Origin of the sequence: Serinicoccus hydrothermalis, from assembly GCF_001685415.1 — a bacterium.
Classification (GTDB): domain Bacteria; phylum Actinomycetota; class Actinomycetes; order Actinomycetales; family Dermatophilaceae; genus Ornithinicoccus; species Ornithinicoccus hydrothermalis.
In genome coordinates this window covers 2785216-2809082 of sequence record NZ_CP014989.1, presented here as the reverse complement: position 1 = coordinate 2809082, position 23867 = coordinate 2785216, and the positions used below count along the sequence as shown (strand labels likewise).

The 23867-nt window shown below is 72.3% G+C and carries 19 protein-coding genes, 3 tRNA genes and 1 pseudogene; 15 read left to right on the top strand and 8 right to left on the bottom strand.

What is annotated here, in order from left to right; all coding sequences use genetic code 11:
- Positions 1-13 precede the first annotated feature (13 nt).
- The 6 genes from SGUI_RS13090 to SGUI_RS13065 all read left to right on the top strand — a co-directional run bounded on the left by SGUI_RS13090 (position 14) and on the right by SGUI_RS13065 (position 3453).
- Positions 14-1090, top strand: a complete 1077-nt coding sequence (locus SGUI_RS13090) for a PHP domain-containing protein (RefSeq protein WP_066641020.1) — start codon at positions 14-16, stop codon at positions 1088-1090.
- Between the two features lie 58 nt (positions 1091-1148).
- Positions 1149-1221: transfer RNA gene (locus SGUI_RS13085), tRNA-Glu, on the top strand.
- 24 nt (positions 1222-1245) lie between these two features.
- Positions 1246-1319: transfer RNA gene (locus SGUI_RS13080), tRNA-Asp, on the top strand.
- A gap of 60 nt (positions 1320-1379) precedes the next feature.
- Positions 1380-1453 (top strand) — tRNA-Phe (locus tag SGUI_RS13075).
- Between the two features lie 124 nt (positions 1454-1577).
- Positions 1578-2915 (top strand): CotH kinase family protein, encoded by a 1338-nt coding sequence (locus tag SGUI_RS13070; protein ID WP_066641018.1) that lies wholly within the window; start codon positions 1578-1580, stop codon positions 2913-2915.
- Between the two features lie 34 nt (positions 2916-2949).
- Entirely contained in the window at positions 2950-3453 is a 504-nt protein-coding gene (locus SGUI_RS13065) for a DUF4442 domain-containing protein (RefSeq protein WP_237141357.1), read from the top strand.
- On the opposite strand, the gene SGUI_RS13060 is transcribed toward SGUI_RS13065, so the two are convergent.
- A complete protein-coding gene (locus SGUI_RS13060) occupies positions 3450-5318 on the bottom strand; it encodes an anthranilate synthase family protein (RefSeq protein ID WP_066641016.1) in 1869 nt (622 codons plus the stop codon). The two genes, SGUI_RS13065 and SGUI_RS13060, sit on opposite strands and share 4 nt — an antisense overlap.
- Before the next feature lie 117 nt (positions 5319-5435).
- Here SGUI_RS13060 and SGUI_RS13055 point away from each other — a divergent pair, with 117 nt between their 5' ends.
- Both SGUI_RS13055 and SGUI_RS13050 read left to right on the top strand, forming a co-directional pair.
- Positions 5436-6242: a siderophore-interacting protein gene (locus SGUI_RS13055; protein ID WP_066641014.1), complete on the top strand. Its 807-nt coding sequence runs from the start codon at positions 5436-5438 to the stop codon at positions 6240-6242.
- A gap of 305 nt (positions 6243-6547) precedes the next feature.
- The gene (locus SGUI_RS13050) at positions 6548-6850 is read left to right on the top strand and encodes a hypothetical protein (RefSeq protein WP_157621844.1); all 303 of its coding nucleotides are present in this window, start codon (positions 6548-6550) and stop codon (positions 6848-6850) included.
- Between the two features lie 13 nt (positions 6851-6863).
- Here the strand turns inward: SGUI_RS13050 and ilvD are convergent, their stop codons facing one another.
- The 4 genes from ilvD to SGUI_RS13030 all read right to left on the bottom strand — a co-directional run bounded on the left by ilvD (position 6864) and on the right by SGUI_RS13030 (position 12010).
- On the bottom strand, positions 6864-8564 hold the full coding sequence (gene ilvD / locus SGUI_RS13045; protein WP_066641010.1) for a dihydroxy-acid dehydratase: 1701 nt from the start codon (positions 8562-8564) through the stop codon (positions 6864-6866).
- A complete protein-coding gene (gene ilvC / locus SGUI_RS13040) occupies positions 8557-9594 on the bottom strand; it encodes a ketol-acid reductoisomerase (RefSeq protein ID WP_066641007.1) in 1038 nt (345 codons plus the stop codon). Before ilvC ends, ilvD begins: the two co-directional genes overlap by 8 nt.
- Before the next feature lie 173 nt (positions 9595-9767).
- Entirely contained in the window at positions 9768-10208 is a 441-nt protein-coding gene (gene ilvN, locus SGUI_RS13035) for an acetolactate synthase small subunit (protein ID WP_066641003.1), read from the bottom strand.
- Positions 10205-12010, bottom strand: a complete 1806-nt coding sequence (locus tag SGUI_RS13030) for an acetolactate synthase large subunit (protein WP_083190684.1) — start codon at positions 12008-12010, stop codon at positions 10205-10207. The genes ilvN and SGUI_RS13030 overlap by 4 nt, the downstream gene beginning before the upstream one ends.
- A 319-nt stretch (positions 12011-12329) precedes the next feature.
- On the opposite strand from SGUI_RS13030, the gene SGUI_RS17535 reads away from it, so the two are divergent.
- The 3 genes from SGUI_RS17535 to murJ all read left to right on the top strand — a co-directional run bounded on the left by SGUI_RS17535 (position 12330) and on the right by murJ (position 16261).
- Positions 12330-13157 (top strand): PadR family transcriptional regulator, encoded by an 828-nt coding sequence (locus SGUI_RS17535; RefSeq protein ID WP_157621843.1) that lies wholly within the window; start codon positions 12330-12332, stop codon positions 13155-13157.
- 145 nt (positions 13158-13302) lie between these two features.
- The gene (gene lpdA / locus SGUI_RS13020; protein ID WP_066641000.1) at positions 13303-14703 is read left to right on the top strand and encodes a dihydrolipoyl dehydrogenase; all 1401 of its coding nucleotides are present in this window, start codon (positions 13303-13305) and stop codon (positions 14701-14703) included.
- A gap of 22 nt (positions 14704-14725) precedes the next feature.
- On the top strand, positions 14726-16261 hold the full coding sequence (gene murJ / locus SGUI_RS13015; protein ID WP_066640999.1) for a murein biosynthesis integral membrane protein MurJ: 1536 nt from the start codon (positions 14726-14728) through the stop codon (positions 16259-16261).
- A gap of 240 nt (positions 16262-16501) precedes the next feature.
- Here the strand turns inward: murJ and SGUI_RS18460 are convergent.
- Positions 16502-16792, bottom strand: a pseudogene (locus SGUI_RS18460) (ATP-grasp domain-containing protein); the annotation flags it as partial.
- A 794-nt stretch (positions 16793-17586) separates the two neighbouring features.
- Between SGUI_RS18460 and SGUI_RS13010 the strand changes: the two are divergent.
- Positions 17587-18093 (top strand): PspC domain-containing protein, encoded by a 507-nt coding sequence (locus tag SGUI_RS13010; protein ID WP_066640997.1) that lies wholly within the window; start codon positions 17587-17589, stop codon positions 18091-18093.
- Between the two features lie 67 nt (positions 18094-18160).
- Here the strand turns inward: SGUI_RS13010 and SGUI_RS13005 are convergent, their stop codons facing one another.
- Positions 18161-19099, bottom strand: a complete 939-nt coding sequence (locus SGUI_RS13005) for a hypothetical protein (RefSeq protein ID WP_066640996.1) — start codon at positions 19097-19099, stop codon at positions 18161-18163.
- A 1-nt stretch (position 19100) separates the two neighbouring features.
- A complete protein-coding gene (locus SGUI_RS13000; protein ID WP_202816581.1) occupies positions 19101-19502 on the bottom strand; it encodes a hypothetical protein in 402 nt (133 codons plus the stop codon).
- A 155-nt stretch (positions 19503-19657) separates the two neighbouring features.
- Between SGUI_RS13000 and SGUI_RS12995 the strand changes: the two genes are divergently transcribed.
- From SGUI_RS12995 to SGUI_RS12985, 3 genes are all read left to right on the top strand, one after another.
- A complete protein-coding gene (locus SGUI_RS12995) occupies positions 19658-19939 on the top strand; it encodes a DUF4212 domain-containing protein (protein WP_010148966.1) in 282 nt (93 codons plus the stop codon).
- A complete protein-coding gene (locus tag SGUI_RS12990) occupies positions 19936-21687 on the top strand; it encodes a sodium:solute symporter family protein (RefSeq protein WP_066640993.1) in 1752 nt (583 codons plus the stop codon). The genes SGUI_RS12995 and SGUI_RS12990 overlap by 4 nt, the downstream gene beginning before the upstream one ends.
- A gap of 149 nt (positions 21688-21836) precedes the next feature.
- A complete protein-coding gene (locus SGUI_RS12985; RefSeq protein WP_066640991.1) occupies positions 21837-23816 on the top strand; it encodes a beta-propeller domain-containing protein in 1980 nt (659 codons plus the stop codon).
- The last annotated feature ends 51 nt before the right edge of the window (positions 23817-23867 follow it).

The window sequence follows — 23867 nt, the reverse complement described above, 5'->3', positions numbered from 1 at the left end:
TAGAGTCACGACCATGAGCGGCGAGCAGGGCCTGGAGCCGGTCGACGCGCTGCGCCGGATCGCCTTCCTCCTGGAGCGGTCGCGGGAGGAGACGCGGCGCGTCGAGGCCTACCGCAGGGCGGCGGCGACCATCCTACCGCTGGGCGAGGAGGAGGTGCGGCGGCGGGCCGCTGCCGGCACCCTGCGCGACCTGCCCGGCATCGGCCCCTCCACCTCGGCCGTCATCGAGGCGGTGGTCGCGGGGCAGGTCCCGGACAAGCTCGCCGACCTGGAGGAGGCTGCGGGCGAGCCTCTGGCCGACGGCGGCGGGGCGATGCGGGAGCAGCTGCGCGGCGACCTGCACAGCCACTCCGACTGGTCCGACGGCGGCAGCCCCATGGAGGAGATGGTCGCCAGCGCCATCGAGCTCGGGCACGACTACCTCGCGCTCACCGACCACTCGCCCCGGCTCACCGTGGCCAACGGCCTCACCGCGTCCCGGCTGCGGCGCCAGCTGGAGGTCGTGGAGGCCGTCAACGCCCACACCGCCCCCGGCTTCACCCTGCTCAAGGCGATCGAGGTCGACATCCTCGACGACGGCGCGCTGGACCAGGAGGAGGACCTGCTGGCCCGGCTGGACGTCCGGGTCGCCTCGGTGCACTCCAAGCTCACCATGGAGAAGGCCGCGATGACCCGGCGCATGCTGGCCGCGGTCCGCAACCCGCTCACCAGCGTCCTGGGCCACTGCACCGGCCGGCGGGTCATGCCCCGGCGCGGCGACAAGGGCGGCCGCAGCGGCTCCCGCATGCGCCCGCCCAGCGACTTCGACGCCGCCGCGGTCTTCGAGGCGTGCGCACAGACCGGCACCGCGGTGGAGATCAACTCCCGCCCCGAGCGGCAGGACCCGCCCGGCGAGCTGCTCGACCTCGCGGTCGACACGGGCTGCGTCTTCGCGATCTCGACCGACGCCCACGCCCCCGGTCAGCTGGACTTCCTCGACTACGGCTGCGAGCGGGCGGTGCGCCACGGTGTGCCCCCCGAGCGGGTCGTCAACACGTGGCCGCTGGAGCGGCTCCTGGCGTGGGCACGGTCCCCGGAGAGCATCGTCTGAGGCGTTTTGGTCTGCGCGTGGGCGATCACGTATGCTCATCGTCGTCCTCAACGGATAGGTCCCCATCGTCTAGTGGCCTAGGACCCCGCCCTTTCACGGCGGTAACACGGGTTCGAATCCCGTTGGGGATGCACCAGGTCTCGACCTGAAATCGAGGCCCCGTGGCGCAGTTGGTTAGCGCGCCGCCCTGTCACGGCGGAGGTCGCGGGTTCGAGTCCCGTCGGGGTCGCAGAGTAGGGAACGGCGTGGTCACCGGAGAGATCCGGGGCCACGCCGGATCACTACTTCCGGCCAGGTAGCTCAGTTGGTACGAGCGTTCGACTGAAAATCGAAAGGTCGGCGGTTCGACCCCGCCCCTGGCCACGCGACGAGCCGCGGGTCTGCCCCTGAGACACCCGCGGCTCCCGCATGTGGGGGCTTGGGACTGCACAGCGAGGTCACAGCCGTGGCAGCCCCTCGGCACAGCCGCGACGCGTGGACTCGCGCCATGAGACGACACCACCGCCCGACCACGACCCTCGCGCTCGTCGCCGCGCTCGCACTCGCCGGCTGCGCCGCACCCCTCGTCACGGGCGAGAGCGCCGTCTCGTCGGCGCCGGAGGTGACCAGCGCGCTGTTCACCGCGACGGAGGTCCACACCATCGACGTCACGGTCGACGAGGACACCCTCACCGGGATGATCCAGACCTACCTCGACACCGGCGAGAAGGAGTGGGTCAGCGGTACCGTCACCATCGACGGCCAGACCTTCGAGGACGTCGGCCTGAAGCTCAAGGGCAACTCGTCCTTGCGCGGGATCTCGACCGACACCCCGGCGCAGGAACTCCCGTTGCGGATCCGTCTGGACAAGTTCGTCGACGACCAGACCCTGGAGGGCTACAGCGACGTCACGGTCCGGTCCAACACCACGGAGACGTCGCTCAACGAGGCGGTCTCCCTCGACGTGCTGTCCGCCGCAGGTCTCGCCTCGACAGAGGCGGTCGCGACCCGCTTCTCGGTCAACGGCAGTGAGGAGGAGCTCCGGCTCACCGTCCAGAACCTCGATGACGCCTGGGTGACGGACGCCTTCCCGGAGGCTGGTGAGGACAGCGTCCTCTACAAGTCCGAGGCGGAGGGTGACTGGTCGTGGCGGGGCGAGGACGGCGACTACTCGACCGCCTTCGACATCGAGGCCGGCGAGGACGACTACGGGCCGCTCATCGAGCTGCTCGACCTGCTGCACAACGGCACGGAGGAGGAGATCGCGCAGCGCCTGCCGGAGCTGGTCGACCTCGAGTCCTTCGCGACCTACCTCGCGGTGCAGGAGATCATCCAGAACACGGACGACATCGACGGGCCGGGCAACAACTCCTACCTCTTCTGGGACTCCTCGACCGAGCAATTCACCGTCGTGGCCTGGGACCACAACCTGTCCTTCGGGGCGATGAATGCCGGAGGTGGCCCCGGCGGGAGCGGCGCGGGCGGCGGAATGCCCACCTTCGAGGACGGCCAGGTGCCCGAGGGCCTGGAGCCGCCGGCCGTCGAGGAGGGCGAGATGCCTGAGGGCGTGCAGCCACCCGGCGTGGAGGGCGACGAGTTGCCCGGCGGCGGGGGCGGCATGATGAGCCGCTCCCACCCGCTCGTCGAGACCTTCCTGGCCGACGAGGAGTGGGCTGCGGCCTACGAGGCGGAGCTGACCCGCCTGCGGACCGCGCTGGTCGAGGGCGGTGTCCTCGAGCAGGCGGTCAGCACCTGGACCACCACCCTCGAGGACGGGGCCGGTGATCTGCTGACCGCTGACCAGATCGAGGACGACGCCGACGCCGTCCTCGCCGTCGCCGGGTGAGTCGGCGCGGTGGTCCCGCGCATACAGTGGCGCGGTGACCTCCTCTCCCCGCACGCGGCCCGACCAGCGCGTGTCCCGGCTGAAGGCCCTCGCCGGATCGGCACGGGCGCTGCGGCACGGGATGAACGCCTGGCCGCCGTTCCTCTTCTCCGGGATCCGGATCCAGGCGATGTCCGCCGACTTCCGGCACGTCCGGGTCCGGCTCGCACACACCCCGCTCACGACGAACTACGTCGGCACCCTCTTCGGCGGCTCCCTGGTGGCGATGGTCGACCCGTTCTGGATGCTCATGGTGCTGCGCAACCTCGGTCAGGGGTATGTCGTGTGGGACAAGGCCGCCGAGATCGAGTTCGTCTCGCCCGGCCGGAGCGCGGTGAGCGCCACCTTCGACCTCAGCGAGCAGGTCCTGGACGAGCTGCGGGCCGAGGCGGCGGACGGCGCCAAGGTGCTGCGCTGGTTCGACAACGACGTCGTCACCGAGGACGGCACGGTCGTCGCCCGCGTCCGCAAGCAGCTCTACGTCCGCCGCAAGCGCTAGGCCAGGGCCTGCCGGATGAGCCCGTGCAGCGTCGTGAGACCGTCCCGGGAGAGCACCGACTCGGCGTGCCCCTGGATGCTGGCCACCCGGGTGCCCCGGAGCCCGACGACGGCGTCGTCCGGCTCGTGCACCGCCGCCTCCAGCTCGATGTCGCCGATGCGCGGGTCGCCCGGGCGGGCGACGAAGGTGTTGTAGAAGCCGATCCGGCGCACGTCCCCCCACAGGTCGACCGGCAGCTGCACGCCCTGGTTGGGCGCGGGGAGCTTGGTGACCTCGAGCCCGGCGAGGGTCGCGAGGACCTGGTGGGACAGGCATACCGCCAGCACCGGCGCCCCGGTGCCCAGCCGCGCGGCGAGCAGCGAGTGCAGCGCCGCGATGCGGGGGTCCTGCAGGTCGGTGGGGTCCCCCGGCCCGGGGCCGAAGAGCACGAGGTCGTGGCCGACGGCGGGGCCCGCCACGTCGGCCTCGGTGACCTGCTCCCACCGGCGCACCTCGGGCACCATGCCGAGGTGACGCAGCATGTGCGCCAGCATCTGGGTCCAGGTGTCCTCGGCGTCGACGACGAGGACCCGCCGGCCGAGCAGCTCGGGATCGGGCCGGGAGCCCTGCGGGCTGAGCCAGAAGGGGGACAGCGACTCGTTGCGCGAGGCGAGGTCCGCCGCGACGCCGGGCAGACCCTCGAGGTCGAGCGCGCGACCGGGCTCCCGACGGGGGCGCAGCCCGAGCGCCGACAGCATCCCGCGGGCCTTGGCGCTGGTCTCCTCGCACTCCGAGGCCGGGTCGCTGTGCCGGACCAGCGTGGCGCCCGCGCTGACCCGCACCGTCCCGTCCTCGGTGAGGTGCGCGGTGCGGATGAGGATCGGCGCGTCCAGACGTTCCCCGCCCTGCTCGTCCTGCTCCAGCAGCGCCAGCACCCCGGAGTAGTAGCCGCGGCCGTCCGGCTCGTGCTCGGCGATGACGCTGCAGGCGTTCTCCATCGGGGACCCGGTCACGGTGGGTGCGAACATCGTCGTGCGCAGGACGTCGCGGACGTCGGCGTGGCTGCGCCCGTCGAGGAGGTACTCGGTGTGCGTGAGGTGGGCCATCTGCTTGAGGTAGGGCCCGGTGATTCGGCCGCCGTCCGAGCAGATCTGGGCCATCATCTTCATCTCCTCGTCCACCACCATGAAGAGCTCCTCGGTCTCCTTGGTGTCCTTGATGAACGAGCGGAACTCCGGCTCCAGCTCGGAGTCCTGCACCGGGTGGCGGAAGGTGCCCGAGATCGGGTTCATCCACACCCGGCCGTCGCGCACGCTGACGTGGCGCTCCGGGGTGGCGCCGACGAGGGTGTGGCCGGGGGTGTGCACGGCGAAGGTCCAGTAGGCCCCGCGCTCGTCGACGAGCAGGCGGCGCAGCCAGGTCAGCGCGGCGACGGCCTGGTCGCTGCGGCAGTGGGCCAGGACGTCGCGCCGGATGACGAAGTTGGCGCCCTCGCCCTCGCCGATCTCCTCCTCGATGACCTGGGCCACGGTGCGGGCGTAGGTCGCGTCCTCGACGCTGAAGCGCTCGGCGGCGACCTCGACCTCGCCGGTCGGCAGGCTCGCCACGAGCTCCTCGACCGAGAGCCGCTGGGTATGGCTCGGGCGCAGCACCCGTAGCGGGGTGCCGTCGTCGTGGGCCACGAAGCCGCGCTCGGCGATCTGCCGGAAGGGCACCATCGCGAGGACCGGCGCACCGGCGTCCGGGCGGGGGATCTGCGCCAGCAGGTCGAGGTCCTCCACGTCGCCGACGAGCACCTCGGCCTCGTCCTCGGACGCGCGCCACAGGATCGCCCACGACTGGCCGGAGGGGTCGGCGAGGATCTGCTCCAGCAGGTGCGGCGGCATGGCGCAGAGTCTGTCATGGGGCGGCGACAGCCCCTCGGCCACTCCACCACCCGGGTCCCTGACCTAATTCGGGTGAGGTTAGCCTTGTTGCATCCCCGGACAGCAGAAGGAGAACCCATGTACGGCACGGTCGTGCGCACCGAGCAGCTCACCCCGCAGCTGGTGCGCGTCGTCCTCGGCGGGGAGGGCCTCGCCGACTTCGCGGACCCGCAGTTCGCCGACTCCTACGTCAACGCCTTCTTCCTGCCGGCCGGCGCCGACTACGCGCCGCCCTTCGAGGACGAGGCGACGCGCGAGCTGCCGCGGGAGCAGCGCCCCTACCCGCGCCGCTACACCCTCCGGTCCTGGGACCCCCAGACGCGGGAGATGACCATCGACTTCGTCGTGCACGGCGAGGTGGGGTATGCCGGCCGCTGGGCGCTGCACGCCCGCCCCGGTGACCGGCTGCAGCTGCGCGGCCCCGCGGGTGACTACTCTCCCCCGACCGAGGCCGACGGCGTGCTGCTCGTCGGCGACGAGTCCGCCCTTCCCGCGATCGCGGCCTGCGCCGAGCAGGTCGGTGCGGGCATACCGGTCCGCGCGGTGGTCGAGGTCGAGGACGCGGCCGGCGAGGTCGAGCTCACCTCCCCGGGCGACCTCGAGGTGACCTACGTCCACCGCAGCTCGGCGGGCGACGAGGACGCGCTGACCCGGCTGCTGGCGGACACGGTCGCCGCGCTCCCCCGGCTCGACGGTGTCGTCAGCGCCTTCGTGCACGGGGAGGCGGAGTCGATCCGCGCGGTGGGTCACGCGCTCCGCGACGGCGGGCTGGCCTCGCCCGACCACCTCTCTCTGTCGCCCTACTGGCGCCGCGGCCTGACCGACGAGGAGTGGCGCTCGGTCAAGCGCGACTGGGTGCGCGCCCTGCAGTCCGAGCTGGCCTGACCCAGACGTCATCGCGGCGCCCCCTGGTGGCCACCTGCGGGCCATCTGCGCGTCGCCGACGGACTGGTTGACTGCCGGTATGGCGCAGGCTGACCAGCACGAGATCGACCTCGCCCTCGTCAAGCAGGTCCTCTTCGTCGACGACGCCAACACCGGGCGCAGCCAGATCGCGGCCGCCATCGCCAACGGACGGGGAGAGGGGCTGCTGCGGGCCCGCTCCGGCGGGGTGAGCCCCGGCGAGCAGCTCCGGCCGGAGATCGCCGCGCTGTTGCGGGGAGAAGGGCTACGACCCCGATGCCCACGCGGTGACCGCCATGACCGGGAAGATGGTCCTCACCTCCGACGTGGTCGTGACCATGGGTCTCACCGACGAGGAGAAGGTGCAGATGCCCACCCACGGGCTGCACCAGATCGACTGGGACGAGCTGGGCTCGCTCGAGGGGCACGACGACCTCCCGTCGGCCTACGAACAGATCGAGGCCAGGGTCGGCGAGCTCGTCGACGCCCTCCTGGAGCGTGACGTCGCCTCCCGGGAGGTCGACCCCGAGGTCGAGCGTGAGGTGCAGCAGGTCATCGAGGACCTGCACGCCGGCGACGGCACCACCTGACGCCCGCTCCCGCCTAGTGGGTGATGGCTCCCTCGGAGGCCGAGCGCACGAGGGCGGCATACTTCGCCAGCACGCCGCGCCGGGCACGCTCGGGGGGCTCGGGGGGCGCCCAGGCTGCCCGCCGACGCTCCAGCTCCGCCTCGTCGACGTCCAGGTCCAGCGTGCCCTTGGCGACGTCCAGGGTGATCCCGTCGCCGTCCTCCACGAGCGCGATCGGGCCGCCCTCGGTCGCCTCCGGAGCGATGTGGCCGACGCACAGGCCCGTGGTGCCGCCGGAGAAGCGGCCGTCGGTGATGAGCAGCACGCCCTTGCCCAGCCCGGCGCCCTTGATCGCCCCGGTGATGGCGAGCATCTCGCGCATCCCCGGGCCGCCCTTGGGCCCTTCGTAGCGGATGACGACGACGTCGCCGGCGGTGACCGTGCCGTCCTCGAGCGCGTCCATGGCGGCCCGCTCCCCGTCGAAGACCCGGGCGGTGCCGGCGAAGACGTCGGAGTCGAAGCCGGCCGACTTCACCACGGCCCCGCCGGGCGCCAGGGTCCCGTCGAGGATGGTCAGCCCACCCGTCGCGTGGATCGGGTCGTCCATCTGCCGCAGCACGGTGCCGTCCAGCGGCGGTGCGCCGAGCTCGGCGAGGTTCTCGGCCATCGTGCGGCCGGTGACCGTGAGGACGTCCCCGTGCAGGAGCCCGGCGTCGAGCAGGGCCTGCATGACGACGGGTATGCCGCCGATCCGGTCCACGTCGACCATGACGTGCTGCCCGAACGGCTTGACGTCGGCCAGGTGCGGGACCTTCTTCCCGATCCGCCGGAAGTCGTCCAGGGTCAGCGGCACGTCCGCCTCGCGGGCGATGGCGAGCAGGTGCAGCACCGCGTTGGTCGACCCGCCGAAGGCCATGGTCACGGCGATGGCGTTCTCGAAGGCCTCGCGGGTGAGGATCTGGCGTGCGGTGATGCCGTGCCGCAACATCCCGACCACGGCCTCCCCGCTGCGCCGGGCGAAGCCGTCGCGGCGGCGGTCGGTGGCCGGCGGTGCCGCGGACCCGGGCAGCGACATCCCGAGGGCCTCGGCGGCGGCGGCCATGGTGTTGGCGGTGTACATGCCGCCGCAGGCACCCTCGCCGGGGCAGATCGCGCGCTCGATCGCGTCGACGTCCTCGCGCTTCATCAGCCCGCGCGAGCACGCCCCGACCGCCTCGAAGGCGTCGATGATCGTCACCTGCTTCTCCGAGCCGTCGGAGAGCTTGGCGATCCCCGGGAGGATCGACCCGGCATACACGAAGACCGAGGCGAGGTCGAGGCGGGCCGCGGCCATGAGCATCCCGGGCAGGGACTTGTCGCACCCGGCGAGGAGCACCGAGCCGTCGAGCCGCTCGGCGGACATCACCGTCTCGACCGAGTCCGCGATCACCTCGCGGGAGACGAGGGAGAAGTGCATCCCCTCGTGCCCCATGGAGATGCCGTCGGACACCGAGATCGTCCCGAACTCCAGCGGGTAGCCGCCGGCCGCGTGCACGCCGTCCTTGACCGCCTTGGCCAGCCGCTCGAGCGAGAGGTTGCAGGGGGTGATCTCGTTCCAGCTGCTGGCGACGCCGACCTGTGGCTTGGCCCAGTCGTCGTCGCCCATCCCGACCGCTCGCAGCATCCCGCGGGCGGCGGTCTTCTCCAGGCCGTCGGTGACGTCCCGGGACCGCGGCTTGACGTCGACCTCAGCCACGGGCGGCCGAGCCCTCGACGTAGTCCTTGTCGGCCTCGTGGCCCTTGACCCACGCCATCATCCCGCGCAGGTCCTTGCCGACGTTCTCGATCGGGTGGGACGCGCCCTTGGCCCGCAGCTCCTCGAACTCGGGCCGGCCGTTGTCCTGGTCGGAGATGAAGCGGTCGGCGAAGGCGCCGTTGCGCACGTCCTCCAGCACCGCCTGCATGTTCTCCTTCACCGAGGGGTCGATGACCCGCGGGCCGGAGACGTAGTCGCCGTACTCCGCGGTGTCGGAGACCGACCAGCGCTGCTTGGCGATGCCGCCCTCGTACATGAGGTCGACGATGAGCTTGAGCTCGTGCAGGCACTCGAAGTAGGCCACCTCGGGCTGGTAGCCCGCCTCGGTGAGGGTCTCGAAGCCGTACTGCACCAGCTGGCTCATGCCGCCGCAGAGCACCGCCTGCTCGCCGAAGAGGTCGGTCTCGGTCTCCTCGGTGAAGGTCGTCTCGATGCCGCCGGCCCGCAGCCCGCCGATCGCGGAGGCATACGACAGCGCGAGCTCCTTGGCCTTCCCCGAGGCGTCCTGCTCGACCGCGACGAGCACCGGCACCCCGCGACCGTCGACGTACTCGCGGCGCACGAGGTGGCCCGGGCCCTTCGGCGCCACCATGCAGACGTCGACACCGGCCGGCGGCTCGATGTAGCCGAACCGGATGTTGAAGCCGTGGCTGAAGAAGAGGGCGTCGCCCTCCTGCAGGTTGGGCTCGATCGCGTCGCGGTAGACGAGGCGCTGCACGTGGTCCGGGACGAGCACCATGATGAGGTCGGCCTCGGCGCACGCCTCCGCGGGCGTCACGACGCGCAGTCCCTCGGCCTCCGCCTTGGCCCGGCTGCTGCTGCCCTCGGCGAGCCCGACGCGCACGTCCACCCCCGAGTCGCGCAGCGAGAGCGCGTGGGCGTGGCCCTGGCTGCCGTAGCCGAGCACGGCGACCGTGCGGTTCTGGATCAGCGAGAGGTCGGCGTCGTCGTCGTAGTACATCGTGGCCATGAGGTGGAGTTCTCCTGTGGGGTAGGTGGTGAGTCGAGCGGTGGGTGGAGGGGCGGAGCCCCGGTTAACCGCGAGCGCAGCGAGCCTGGTTCACCGGAACAGACAGTGCGTCCGAGCGAAGCGAGGTCTTCGCAGTGGGGGGGCATGCGGGGGGCGAAGCCCCCAGCACGTGATCAGAAGGCGGCGGCAGCCATCGCGCCGACCGGGCGCGGACCGTTGTCGTTGATCTGCCAGAGCTTGCTGCGGATGGCGTCGGCGTCCTCGAGCTCCTCGATGTGGATGACCTCGACGAGCTTGTCGAGCTGGCTGGTCACCTTGTGCAGCTGCTCGGCGTTGACGTTGACCACGATCGTCATCCGGGACACCTTGTTGTCCTCGGTCGGCCCCACGACGAGGTGGTCGATGTTGAAGTTGCGCCGGGCGAACAGGACGGACACGCGGGCCAGGACGCCCGGGTTGTTCTCGACCAGGACGGACAGCGCGTGACGGGTACGAGCAGCGTCGCTCATGGTGGTGCCTTTCGTCGGGTGGTGCTGGGCGGTGTGCGGTTGGTATGCGGGGGCCGGCGTCGGGACGTCGGCGTCGTGGGGCGGGTAGTCGGACAGCAGGGTCATTCGTCCTCCCCGAAGTCGGGTCGCACGTCGCGGGCGTGCTGGATGTCGTCGTTGCTCGTGCCGGCCGCGACCATCGGCCAGACCATGGCGTCCTGGCTGACCCGGAAGTCCACCACGACCGGCTGGTCGTCGACCGCCATGGCCGCCTCGATGGTGGAGTCGACGTCCTCGGCGCGGTCGCAGCGCAGCCCGACGCAGCCGTAGGCCGTCGCGAGCGTCGCGAAGTCCGGGACCTGCATCGAGGGCAGCTGGCTGTGGCTGAACCGCTCGGAGTAGAACAGCGCCTGCCACTGCTTGACCATCCCGAGCGCGGCGTTGTTGATGATCGCGACCTTGATGGGTATGCCCTCGACCGAGCAGGTCGCGAGCTCCTGGTTGGTCATCTGGAAGCAGCCGTCCCCGTCGATCGCCCAGACGGTCGAGTCCGGGCGGCCGACCTTGGCACCCATGGCGGCGGGCACGGCATACCCCATCGTCCCGAGGCCCCCGGAGTTGAGCCAACGCCGCGGCTCGTCGTAGGTGATGAACTGGCTGGCCCACATCTGGTGCTGCCCGACCCCGGCGGCGAAGACCGTGTCCGGGCCGGAGAGCGCGCCGAGCCGCTCGATGACGAGCTGCGGGGCCAGGGCACCGTCGGAGGGGGTGTCGTAACCGAGCGGGTAGCGCTGCTTCCACGACGAGCAGCGGCGCACCCACGCCTCGTGGCGGGGCGTCGCGCCGGCCGCGGTGCGCCGCGTCCACTCGGTGACCATGAGCCCGATGCTCTCCCGGGCGTCGCCGACGAGGCCCACCGCGGTCGGGAAGTTCTTGCCGATCTCGGCCGGGTCGATGTCGGCGTGCACGATCGTCGCGTCCGGGGCGAAGGTGTGCTTCGCGCCGGTGACCCGGTCGTCGAAGCGGGCGCCGAGGCTGACGATGAGGTCCGACTTCTGCAGCGTCGCGACGCCGGAGACGCTGCCGTGCATGCCGGGCATCCCCATGTGCTGCGGGTGGCTGTCCGGGAAGACGCCACGCGCCATGAGCGTGGTGACGACGGGTATGCCGGTGAGCTCGGCGAGCTCGCGGACCTGCCGCGCCGCGTTGGCCCGCACGCAGCCGCCGCCGACGTAGAGGACCGGGCGCCGCGCCGTGAGCATGAGCTCGACGGCGTCCCGCACCTCCTCGGGCGCGGGGCTGCTCGGGGTGCGGTAGCCCGGCATCGGCAGCTGGAGCAGCGACTCGTCGGCAGCGGCGACCAGGGCGTCCTTGGTCACGTCGACCAGGACCGGGCCGGGCCGGCCGGTGGAGGCGATGTGGAAGGCCGAGGCGAGGGTGGCCGCGATCTCGTCCGGGTTCGTGACCAGGAAGGAGTGCTTGGTCACCGGCATCGAGATCGACCGGATGTCCGCCTCCTGGAAGGCGTCGGACCCGATGGCCGAGCTGGCGACGTTGCCGGTGATCGCGACCATCGGCACCGAGTCCATGTTGGCGTCCGCGAGCGAGGTGACGAGGTTGGTCGCCCCCGGGCCCGAGGTCGCCATGCAGACGCCCACCTTGCCGGTGGCGGCGGCATACCCCTGGGCGGCGTGGCCCGCGCCCTGCTCGTGCCGGACGAGGATGTGGCGGACCTTGGCGCCGTAGAGCGCGTCGTAGAGCGGGAGCACCGCGCCCCCCGGCAGCCCGAAGACGTGCTCGACGCCGAGCCGCTCCAGCGTGGCCACCAGCGCCTCGGCGCCGGTCCGCTGCTGGGCACCCGTCGAGGTGCCGCCGGTGACGCCGGGCGGGATCGCGGTGGCGCCGTCGGGGATGTGGGTGGTGGTCATGGGGTGGGTCCTGACTTCCGGTGGTCTGGGCAGTGGCAACAAAAAACCCCTCGGCCCGGTGGGCTGGCGAGGGGAGGACGCGTCGATGGCGAGGATCGGCCGACGGCGCGTCCCTAGGTAATAAGTACGAGAACGAAGCACTGCATGAGGGACATACAACCTCCTCGGATGCCGCCGCGTCAACCCGGTGCATAGGTATGTGACACGTCGCACACCCATCGAGTTATCGATATGTCGTTGACATAACGAGACACATCTTGTTATTCTGACGTATGACGACGCACGGGCTGTCCGTGCGCACACCAGAGAGGGGAAGCACATGACTTCCAGACAGAACTTCGGCGGTTTCGGCAACATGGACGACCAGATCTTCGGCCCGAACGGGCTGCTCGGTCAGGTCTTCGGCCAGCCGGGCGGGCCGTTCGGCCCGCAGGGCCCCGGCCCCGGCGGACGCGGACGGCGCGGTGGACCCTGGGGCCCGCAGGGCTTCGGCCCCCAGGGCGGCCCGCGACGCGCGCGGCGCGGGGACGTCCGCAACGCGGTGCTGCACCTGCTGCAGCGCGAGCCGATGAACGGCTACCAGCTCATGCAGGAGATCGAGCAGAGCTCCGGCGGCGCCTGGCGGCCCAGCTCCGGCGCGATCTACCCCGCGCTGGCCCAGCTCGAGGACGAGGGCCTGGTCTCGCAGACCGAGGTCGACGGTCGTCGCGCCTACGAGCTCACCGAGGCCGGCCGGGCGGCCGCGCAGGACCTCCCCCCGCAGGGCTGGGCCGGCGGCGAGGAGCCCGACGACCCGTGGGCGCAGGACCGGCAGGACCGGGAGGAGCGTCGGGGCCCGCGCGGTCGTGGCCACCGCCACGGCGCGCACAGCGGCCACGGCGGACGGGGCGAGCGCGAGCGGGACCGCCGCGGCAGCTCGGGCACCCTGTGGAAGGCCCTGGGCAGCGTGGCGATGGCCACCCAGGCCGTCGGCCAGTCCGGCCAGGACCAGCTCAACCAGGAGGCGGCCGAGCTGCTCGACCGCACCCGGCGCGACCTCTACCGCATGCTGGCCGAGGCCGAGGTCGCCCGCGACGAGTTCGAGGAGGACTCCCGGCAGGGCGAGGACCCCGAGGAGATCGCCGAGGGCGAGATCGTCGAGGACTGACCCCGGGCAACCGCGAGCGCAGCGAGCCTGGTTGCCCGGAACGAAGGGAACGAGCGAGCGAAGCGAGTCCCGGGCCCGGGGCGGAGCCCCCGGGCGTGGGGCAACCCGGGGGCGAAGCCCCCGGGTGTGGCATTAGTCTGACCCCATGGCCGATCACTATGACGTTGTTGTCCTGGGCGCCGGCCCCGGCGGGTATGTCGCGGCGATCCGCGCGTCCCAGCTGGGCAAGAAGGTCGCCGTCGTCGAGAAGAAGTACTGGGGCGGGGTCTGCCTCAACGTCGGGTGCATCCCGAGCAAGGCGCTGCTGAAGAACGCCGCGCTCGCGCACACCCTCAACCACGAGAAGGACCTCTACGGCATCGAGGGCGACGCCACGATGTCCTACGCCCCCGCCCACCAGCGCAGCCGCAAGGTCAGCTCGGGCATCGTCAAGGGCGTCCACTTCCTCATGAAGAAGAACAAGATCACCGAGGTCGACGGCTGGGGCACGCTCACCTCGGCGACCTCGATGGACGTCAAGGATGACGACGGCAACACCACCCAGCTCACCTTCGACGACCTCATCCTGGCCACCGGCTCGGTCACCAAGATGCTGCCGGGCGTCGAGGTCAGCAAGAACGTCGTGACCTACGAGGAGCAGATCCTCGACGAGGAGCTGCCCGGCTCGATCGTCATCGCCGGCTCCGGCGCGATCGGCGTCGAGTTCGCCTACGTCATGGCCAACTACGGCGTCGACGTGACCATCGTGGAGTTCCTCGACCGGATCGTCCCGCTGGAGGAGCCGGAGATCTCCAAGGCGCTGGCCAAGGAGTACAAGAAGCTCGGCGTGAAGATCATGACGAGCACCAAGGTCGAGAACGTCGAGGACACCGGCGACGGCGTCAAGGTCACCGTGACCCCCGCCGACGGCGGCGACTCGCAGACCCTCGAGGCGGACAAGCTGCTCTCGGCCATCGGCTTCGCCCCGCGCGTCGAGGGCTTCGGCCTGGAGACGACGGGCGTCGAGCTCACCGAGCGCGGCGCCATCGCCGTCGACGACTACCTGCGCACCAACGTCGACCACGTGTATGCCATCGGTGACGTCACCGCGAAGCTCATGCTCGCGCACACCGCCGAGTCCCAGGGCATCATCGCCGCGGAGACCCTGGCCGGCGCCGAGACGATGCCGCTGGACTACACCTTCATCCCCCGCGCCACCTACTGCCACCCGCAGATCGCCTCGATGGGCATGACCGAGCAGGCGGCCAAGGACGCCGGGCACGACGTCAAGACGGCGCAGTTCCCCTTCTCGGCGAACGGCAAGGCGATGGGCCAGGGCGAGAGCGTCGGCTTCGTCAAGGTGGTCGCGGACTCGAAGTACAACGAGATCCTCGGCGCGCACCTCATCGGCCCGGACGTCACCGAGCTGCTGCCGGTGCTCAACCTGGCGCAGACGTGGGACCTCACCGCCGACGAGATGTCGCGGGTCGTCTTCGCGCACCCGACGCTGGGTGAGGCCGTCAAGGAGGCCGTGCACGGCATCGCCGGGCACATGATCAACCTCTGACAGCGGCCGCGCGGGGCACCCGGTGGTGACCCGACCGAGCATCGGTCGCGCCGCGCTGCTCGTCGCCGGCCTCACCGGCGTCTCCACGCTGCTCGGCTTCGTCCGCGACGCCGTCATCGCGGCGGTCTACGGCGCCGGGCCGCAGCTCGACGCCTACTTCGTGGCGCTGGGCCTGGCCAACATCGTGCTGGGCCTGCTCGGCACCTCGCTCACCCGGGCGAGCACGCCGGTGCTCGCGCGGGAGGCGGACGGCGAGGAGGTATGCCCGGGCCACCGCACCTTCGACGTCGTCCTCACCCGTGCGGTCGTCGGCATCGGCGCCCTGAGCGTCGCCCTGGGGATCGCCGCGGCCCCCGTCTCCCGGCTGCTGGCGCCCGGCCTCACCGGCGAGGCGGCGGACGTGCTGGTGCTGCTGACCCGCATCGTGCTGGTCACCACGGTCGTCGTCGCGGCCACCGACCTGCTCGTGGCGCAGGCGCAGGCGCACGGGATCTTCCGGTGGGGGGCGCTCCAGGGGGTGCCCTTCAACCTCGTGATGATCGCCGCGGCCGGCCTGCTCGGCCCGCACCTCGGGATCGTCGCCCTCGCGGTCGGCTTCCTCGTGGGCTCGCTGGCCCGGCTCGCCCTGCAGCTCGTGCCCGTGCTCCGGCACCGCTGGCCGGTGCGGGCGCGGCTCCGCGGCGACTCCCCCGGGGTGCGCGAGATCACCGCGATGCTCCCGCCCCTGGTCCTCGGGCAGGCGCTGCTCAACGTCAACACCCTGGTGGACCGCGCCGTGGCCTCCACCGTCGGCGAGGGGGCGGTCTCGGCGGTCTTCCTCGGCTGGCGGCTGGTCAACCTGCCCGAGACCCTCGTCGTGGCCGCGCTGGTCGCCCCCCTCTACCCCGCCATGGCCGCGGCCGCCGCGCAGGCCGACGGGCGCGCCCGGGTCCGCCGCCTCGTGCACCGCGGGCTGGCCGTCTCGCTCACCCTCCTCGGGCCGGTGGCCGTGGTGCTGCTCGTCGCGCCGGAGCAGGTGGTGGCCCTCGCCTTCGGCCGGGGCGAGTTCGACGCCGACGCGGTCCGGCTCACCGCGGTGGCCGTGCTCTGGTTCGTCCCCGGGCTGCTCGCCCTCGCCTGCCGCCAGGTCCTCGTCAGCGCCTGCTACACGGTGGGCGATACCCGCGGACCGGTGGCCATCGGCACCCTCGCGATGGTCGTCAACGTCGTGGGCGACCTCGCACTGGCGCCGGTCCTCGGGGTGGCCGGCATCGTCATCGCCACCTCGGCCTCGCTGCTCGTGGCGGCCGTCCTCACCGGGTGGCTGGCGGCATACCGGCACCACCTCGTGCCGGTGCGGGCGAGCGGCCTGCTGCTAGGCCGCGCCGCTCTGGCGCTGCTCGCCGCGACCCTCGTGGCCCGGCTGGCGGTCGGCGCCGTACACACCGAACAGGTCTGGTGGGTCGCCGCGCTGGGCCTCGTGACCGGGGCGCTCGTCTACCAGCTCGCCCTGGCCGTGATGCGCGCCCCGGAGCGCTTCGTGGTGCTCGAGGTCGTCCAGCAGCTGCGGCGCCGCTGAGGGCACCGACGTCCCGGCGGGCTCGGCGACGAGCCGCCCGGCCAGGAGGCGGAGGGCCGGACCGGGGTCGCCGGCTCCGGCGATGCTGTGCCGGGCCCCCAGGGCCCACGTCAGGGTGCCGAGCACGTCGGCGGCCAGCCCCCGACGGCGCTCCTGGACGGCCCGGCGCAGGTCGCCCGGCAGCCACTGGTAGCGCAGCCCGGCCCGCCCGTCGCCCAGCTCGGGCACCGGCAGCCCCGCCGCCGCCCGCAGCCCGGCGTCCACCAGCCCGGGCCGAGCCGCCTCGCTGAGGGCCAGCGACCCGAAGAAACGGCCGTTGAGGTCGATGAGCCGGTGCACCCCGTCCGCACCGACGAGGAACTGCAGCTCCACCAGCCCGGTCCACCCCAGGGCGCGCAGCAGCTCCTCGCAACGGGCCGCGAGCAGGGGCTCGACGGGGACCGTGCGCGCCCGCGCCGAGGCCCCCGAGGGCGTCGGGAAGACCCGGGGCGAAACCTGCTGCACCCGTCCGGTGAGGCGCCCCTCGTGCATCACCCCGATGAGTGCCGCGAGGTGGCCCTCCACCGGCTCCTGGAGCACCGGCTCGTCGTGCTCGGAGGCGAAGGACAGCAGGTGCTGCTCCAGCTGGGCCGGCGTGCGGCACACCGCGGTCTCGATCCGGTGCCGCCGGTCGTGGTGCGGCGTCCAGTGGCGGCGGTTCTTCACGACGGTGGGCAGCGGGACCCCGGCCACGGACGCGGCGGCCAGGCTGCGCGTGGGGGGCGTCGCCAGCCCGACCTCCAGGGCCAGCCGGTGCAGCGCGAGCTTGTCCATCCCCGCGCTCACCACCGCCTCGTCGGGGTGGGCGACCCGTGCCTCGATGCGGTCACGGTGGTGCGCGAGCGCGGCCATCCAGTCGTCCCCCGACCCGACGACGACGTCGTAGCCGCCGTCGGAGATCGCCGCGCGCAGCCTCCGGACGAAGACGTCGTGGTCGCCGCTGGGACGAGGCAGTGGGTGCAGGCACCCGACCGCGCCCGAGGCCCCGAGCAGGCCGCCGTCGACCCGGCTCGAGCCGGCGCCGACCCGCCACCCTGCCCGCTGCAGCGCCCGCGCCGCGGTCACCGCGCCCCGGTCGCGCGCGTGCGCGAGGAGCAGCACCGCACGCCGGTTGCGGCTGCGTCGCGCGTCAGGCATGCGCCCCACGGTAGGGCGCTCGGGGCGCGATGCCCGGGAGGATCGCCGGTCGCAACGGCATCCGGTGCCGGCCGAGGGGGATAACCCCCGCACCGTTCCGGTGGTCCACCGGCTCGGTCCGGGCAGCGGCCGGCGGCAGGCTGGGTCCCATGAACGAGAACCCCGGCTCCGCCCCCGCCTCCGACCTCCCCCCGATCCTGCCGCAGCCCGTGCCGCAGCAGCAGCGCTCCGGCTCGCTCGACGGCCTGTATGCCGCCCTGCGCCGCCTCCCCACCCGCCGCACCGACCAGGCCGTCCTCGGCGGCGTGTGCGCGACCATCGCCGACCGGCTCGGCGTCGCCCCCGTCGCCGTCCGTGCCGCCGCGGTGCTGGCCGCCCTGCTCGGCGGCGTGGGCGTCGGGCTCTACCTCATCGCGTGGACCGTCCTGCCCGACGGCACCGGTCGCACGCACGTCGAGCAGGGTCTGCGGCACGGCCGCGGCCGCTCGCTCGTCGTCCTGGCCCTCGGCGGGTTCGCCCTGCTCGGCGTGCTCGGCGGCGGCCTGTCCTTCCTCGCGGCGATCCTGCCCGAGCTCCTCGGCCTGGCCGTCCTGGCCGCCGTGGGCTACTGGGCGTGGGGCCGGCTCTCCGCCCGGCGCGAGGAGGCCACCGGCTGACGGGGCAGGGACTCCCCGTCACCCCAGGGTGGCCGCGCCGGTCGGGCCCCGTGCCCGGCCGGCGCCCTCACGCGTCGGCGAGCTCGGCGCGCAGCTCGACGAGCCGCTCGACCAGGGCCTTGGCCGCGGCCAGGCGGTCCGCCGACCAGGCGACCGCCCCCTCGACCCGTTCGAGGAGCTGGTGTGAGCTCAGCGGGTCGAAGACGCTGCCCAGCCGCTGCGGGAAGTCGTCGAGCTCGGGCACGTCGACCTCGAGGCGCGAGGCCGCGAGCTCCTCACGCAGGTGCGACGCGACCTCCTCGGCCGCGGCGATCTGCCGCCGCACCGCACGGAGCCCGTCGACCCAGTGGAGCGCGCCGTAGGGATCGCCCGCCGGGATCGACGCCTCGATCCCCGCCGCCACGACGGGCAGGCGCCGGTCCACCCGCGTGAGCTCCTTCACCAGCTGCCGGGCGACGGGCAGCACCGCGTCGATCCCGGCCCGCTGGTGGATCCGTTGCTGCCGCCGCTCGGCCCAGCCGACGACCTGCTCGGGGACGAGCACCTCCTCGGCGCCGTCCGTGCCGCCGGAGGACGCACCGGTGAGGTGGCCCTGCGCGCGGGCGGCCAGGACGAGGTCGCTGAGCGCCTCCTGGTAGGCCGTCTCCGGGTCGCCCAGGAGCGCGATGTCGCCGTCGAGGCGGTCCGCCTCGACGGCGAGGGTGGCGAGCCGGGCCCGGACCTCCTCCGCCCGCGCCTCGGCCTCGTCGGCCTCGGCGAGCTGCTCGACCCGCCGCTCGTCCAGGGAGCGGTCCAGGGTGGCCAGGAGCCGGCGCAGCCCCGGACGGTCCAGCCGGTCCACGTCCGCCTGCTCGGAGGCATACGCCCGGTCCCGCTCGGCGAGCAGCGCGCGGTCCCGGTCGATCCGGGGCTGCAGCAGCTCGCGAGAGAGCCGGAGCCTCCGCCACCGGGCCCGCCGGTCCTCCAGCTCCAGCACCCGCTCCCGGAGCCGCCCGAGATCGGCCACGTCAGTCCGTGGCGACCGGTTCGGCCGGGGCGAGCGCGAGCAGCTGCCGCGCCGCGAGCAGGCAGAGCACCCCGCCGAAGGCGCTCAGGACGAGCCCGGGCCCGGGCATCCACCCCTGGAAGCCCACCCAGCTCAGCATCCTGACGACCTGCCAGACCGGCAGACCCACGGCCACCACGCCGCAGAGCAGCGACTGCGCGACGATCACCGTGCGCCACCGGCCAGCAGGCAGCAGGCCCCCGGCGAGCGCCAGCAGACCGGCGTAGAAGACCCACAGCCCGCCGCCGATCGCACCGCTCAACGTGCCGACGTGGGTGTAGAGCCAGGGCAGGAAGCCGCCGAGGGCCATCATCCCGGCGGCGAGCAGCAGCCGGCCTTGTCCGGGGGCACGTCGGGACCGCATGCGGGCACTGTATGCCACGGCGGACGGCATACCGGTGCCGCTCGGCGCAACGCCGCCACCGTTCGGCGCACCACGCCAGCCCCACGCTTGCCCGCGCGTCAACGGTTGGGTTGCGTGGGTCCCTGACCACACGTCCCGCAGAGCAAGGAGGCTCCATGCTTGACGTCGACCAACGGCGTGAGTACTGGCGGCGCAACGTCCGCCTGATGTCGGTCCTGCTGGTGATCTGGGCCCTGGTGTCCTTCGGCGCCGGGATCCTCTTCGTCGATGTCCTCAACAACGTGTCGATCTTCGGCATACCGCTGGGCTTCTGGTTCGCCCAGCAGGGCTCGATCATCGTCTTCGTCCTGCTCATCGCCTTCTACGTGTGGCGGATGGACAAGCTGGACGCCGAGTTCGGCATCACCGAGTACGAGCAGGAGGTGCATCACCAGTGAGCACCATCCAGGCCTGGACGCTCGTCTTCGTCATCCTCACGTTCAGCTTCTACATCTGGATCGCCTACCGCAGCCGCGTCTCGGACACCGCCGGCTTCTACGTCGCCGGCGGCGGCATCCCGGCCCCCGCGAACGGCGCCGCGGTCGCCGCCGACTGGATGAGCGCGGCATCCTTCATCTCGATGGCCGGGCTCATCGCCTTCAGCCAGAACGGGTATGCCGGCTCGGTCTACCTCATGGGCTGGACCGGCGGCTACGTGCTGCTCGCGCTGCTGCTGGCGCCCTACCTGCGCAAGTTCGGCAAGTACACCGTCCCCGACTTCGTCGGTGACCGCTACAACGAGACGGCGCGCCTGGTCTCCGTGGTCTGCGCGCTGGTCGTCTCCTTCGTCTACGTCGCCGGGCAGATGTCCGGTGTCGGCGTCGTCTTCCAGCGGTTCCTCGGCGTCGACCGGACCTGGGGCGTCGTCATCGGCATGGCGATCGTCTTCCTGTATGCCGTCCTCGGCGGCATGAAGGGCATCACCTGGACCCAGGTGGCGCAGTACGCCGTGCTCATCGTCGCCTACCTCATCCCCGCGGTGGCGATCTCCCTGCAGCTGGCCGGCAACCCCTTCCCGCCGATCGCCTTCGGCTCCATCCTGGACGAGCTGGACGGGCTGCAGCAGGACCTCGGGCTCGCGGCATACACCGAGGCCTTCACGCAGACCTCGATGCTCAACATGATCCTCATCACGGCCGCGCTGATGTTCGGCACGGCCGGGCTGCCGCACGTCATCGTCCGCTTCTACACCGCCAAGTCGGTGCGGGCGGCGCGCTACTCCGCGCTGTGGGCGCTGTTCTTCATCTCGCTGCTCTACACCACCGCCCCCGCGGTGGGTGCGTTCAGCAAGTACAACGTGCTCACCCAGATCCCCGGGTCGGGCATCGACGACACCCCGCAGTGGTTCAACACCTGGCGCGACGTCGGCCTCATCACCACCGAGGACCTCAACGGCAACGGCATCATCGACGTCGCCGGGGCGATCGGAGAGGGCACCGAGCTCGCGATCAACAACGACATCGTGGTGCTCGCCGCCCCGGAGATCGCGGGCCTCCCGGCCCCGATCGTCGGCCTCGTCGCGGCCGGTGGTCTGGCGGCGGCGCTGTCGACCGCCTCCGGTCTGCTGCTGGTCATCTCCAGCTCGGTCGCGAACGACCTCTACTTCAAGAAGGTCAACCCGCGGGCCACCGACGCCCAGCAGCTGCGGGTCGGGCGGATCGCCATGGCGGCGGCCATCCTCGTCGCCGGCTACCTCGGCATCAACCCGCCCGGGTTCGTCGCCGAGGTCGTGGCGCTCGCCTTCGGTCTGGCAGCGGCGTCCTTCTTCCCGATCCTCGTGCTGGGGATCTTCTGGAAGAGGGCCACCGCGGCGGCGGCCGCCTCGGGTATGGCGGTGGGCCTGAGCGTCACGCTGCTCTACCAGCTGTGGACGTTGCCGACCTTCCTCGGCAACGAGCCGATCTGGGACATCCCGGCCACGGGCATCGGGACGATCGGGATGATCCTCAACTTCATCACCGTCATCATCGTCTCGCAGTTCACGGCCGAGCCCAGCGAGCTCATGCAGCAGGTGGTGGAGGACGTGCGCTACCCCGGCCGCTCCGAGCTCGTCGCGGCGCACGCCGAGGGCCACATGGAGGAGTACGCCCAGGAGCACGACGGGCATACCGACCAGGACGGGCACGGCGGAGACAGCCGCGGCTGACCCTCCCTGCTGACCGGCCGCACGGTGTGCGGCGACCGACCGCACGGTGTGCACGCAGACCGTGCGGTCGGTGCGTGCTCGGGGGAACCTGGCAGGGTGACGTGGCGTCAGAGGCCTGACCGAAGCATCTCCACCGCCAGGAGCCCGCCATGACACCGTCGTCCGGCCGCCGCACCACCCTTCTCGCCCCGCTCCTCGCCGTGCCGCTCGCCCTGGCGGCGTGCAGCCCGGCCGACATCGTCTCCCCGCCCGCCGCCGGCGCGGCCGAGCTCACCGACTTCGGGTCCTGCGAGGAGCTGCTCGGGTACTTCCAGGACCACGCGCTGGAGCAGGTCGGTCCCTGGGGCCTCGGTGGCGCACGGGGCTGGCTCGCGACCGAGGACTCCGCCGACATGGCCGCGTCGGACTCGGCAGCCGGCTCGGCGGAGAGCGCCGCCTCCCCCGGGTCGCCCCAGGAGGGCACCGACTTCTCCGGCACCAACAACCAGGAGGAGGGGGTCGAGGAGCCGGACATCATCCAGACCGACGGGGAGATCGTCGTCACCTCGCGCAACGGGGAGCTGGTGGTGGTCGACGTGGCGAGCAGGGCGACGGTCGGGAGCCTGCGGCTGCCCGGGCGTGACGCCGGCTCGGAGCCCGAGCTGCTGCTCGACCGGGACAACGACCGCGTCCTGGTGCTCACCCGCGAGTGGACCGGTGGCGTCTCCCCGCTCCCCTCGACGGACGGGCTCTCGACCTTTCCCGCCTTCGAGACGGTCCGGACCGTCGTGACCCTCGTCGACATCTCCGACCCGAGCGCCCCGCGGGCCGGCGGCACGCTGCGGCTGGAGGGCGACTACCGCTCCACGCGGATGCACGACGGCACGGCGCGCATGGTCATGGTCACCCCTCCCCCGGGGCTCGCCCTCGTCCAGCCCCGCAACGGCAGCCTGGTCGCCGAGGACGAGGCGGAGCAGGCCAACCGCGAGATCATCTCCGCCACCACCCTGGACGACTGGCTCCCGCACCTGCAGACCATCCAGGGCACCCGCTCCGCGGGCACCGAGCTCGCCGTCCCCTGCGAGGACATCGCCCGGCCGCCGGAGTTCTCCGGTCTGTCCACCATGTCGGTGCTGACCTTCGACCTCGACGACGCCCAGCTCGACGTCACGTCGTCGACCGGCGTCGTCGCCGCCGGCTCGACCGTGTATGCCTCGACAGACCGGCTCGTCGTGGCCACCGGGGCCTGGGAGGCGTGGGCCGCCGCCGACGGGCCCGACTCCTCGATCATGCCGCGTGGCGGCGGGGCGCAGAGCACGTCCCTGCACACCTTCGACCTCACCGAGGCAGGCTCCACCGACTACCTCGCGTCCGGCTCGGTCGACGGCCGGCTCCTCAACCAGTTCAGCCTGGACGAGCAGGACGGGGTGATCCGGGTCGCCACCACCACGGACCGCCAGGGCAGCACCCCCTCCAGCAGCTCCCTCGTCGTGCTCGCCGAGGAGGGAGACCGGCTGGTGGAGCAGGGTCGCGTCGACGGGCTCGGCGAGACCGAGCAGATCTACTCCGTCCGCTACCTCTCCGCCGACACCGCGGCCGTGGTGACCTTCCGTCAGACCGACCCGCTCTACCTCGTCGACACCTCCGACCCCACCGCGCCCGAGGTCACCGGCGAGCTGAAGATCCCCGGCTACTCGGCATACCTCCACCCGGTCGGTGAGGATCTGCTGCTCGGTGTCGGGCAGGACGCCACCGACGAGGGGCGGACCACGGGGCTGCAGGTCTCGCTCTTCGACATCTCCGACCCGGCCGCACCGACCCAGGTGGCCATGGAGACCTGGGCCGACCACTACTCCGACGTCGAGTACGACCACCGGGCGTTCCGCTACTGGCCGCAGACCGGGCAGCTCTTCCTGCCGGCGAACGCCTGGACCGAGGACTCGGAGTGGACCGGGGTCGTCTCGGCACGGGTCGAGGGCACCTCGCTCAGCCAGGGCCCGCGGCTCCAGCTCGGCGGCAGCTCGGCCTCCGGCTGGGACCACGCCCGCCGCACCCTGGTCATCGGCGACCAGCTCTGGGTGCTCGGCGACAGCTCGCTGCACATCACCGACCTCACCACGCTGGAGGAGCAGGGCACCGTCGACCTCTGACGCACGCACACCTTCTCGGCACCAGCATCGTTATCCACAGGTGCCCAGCAC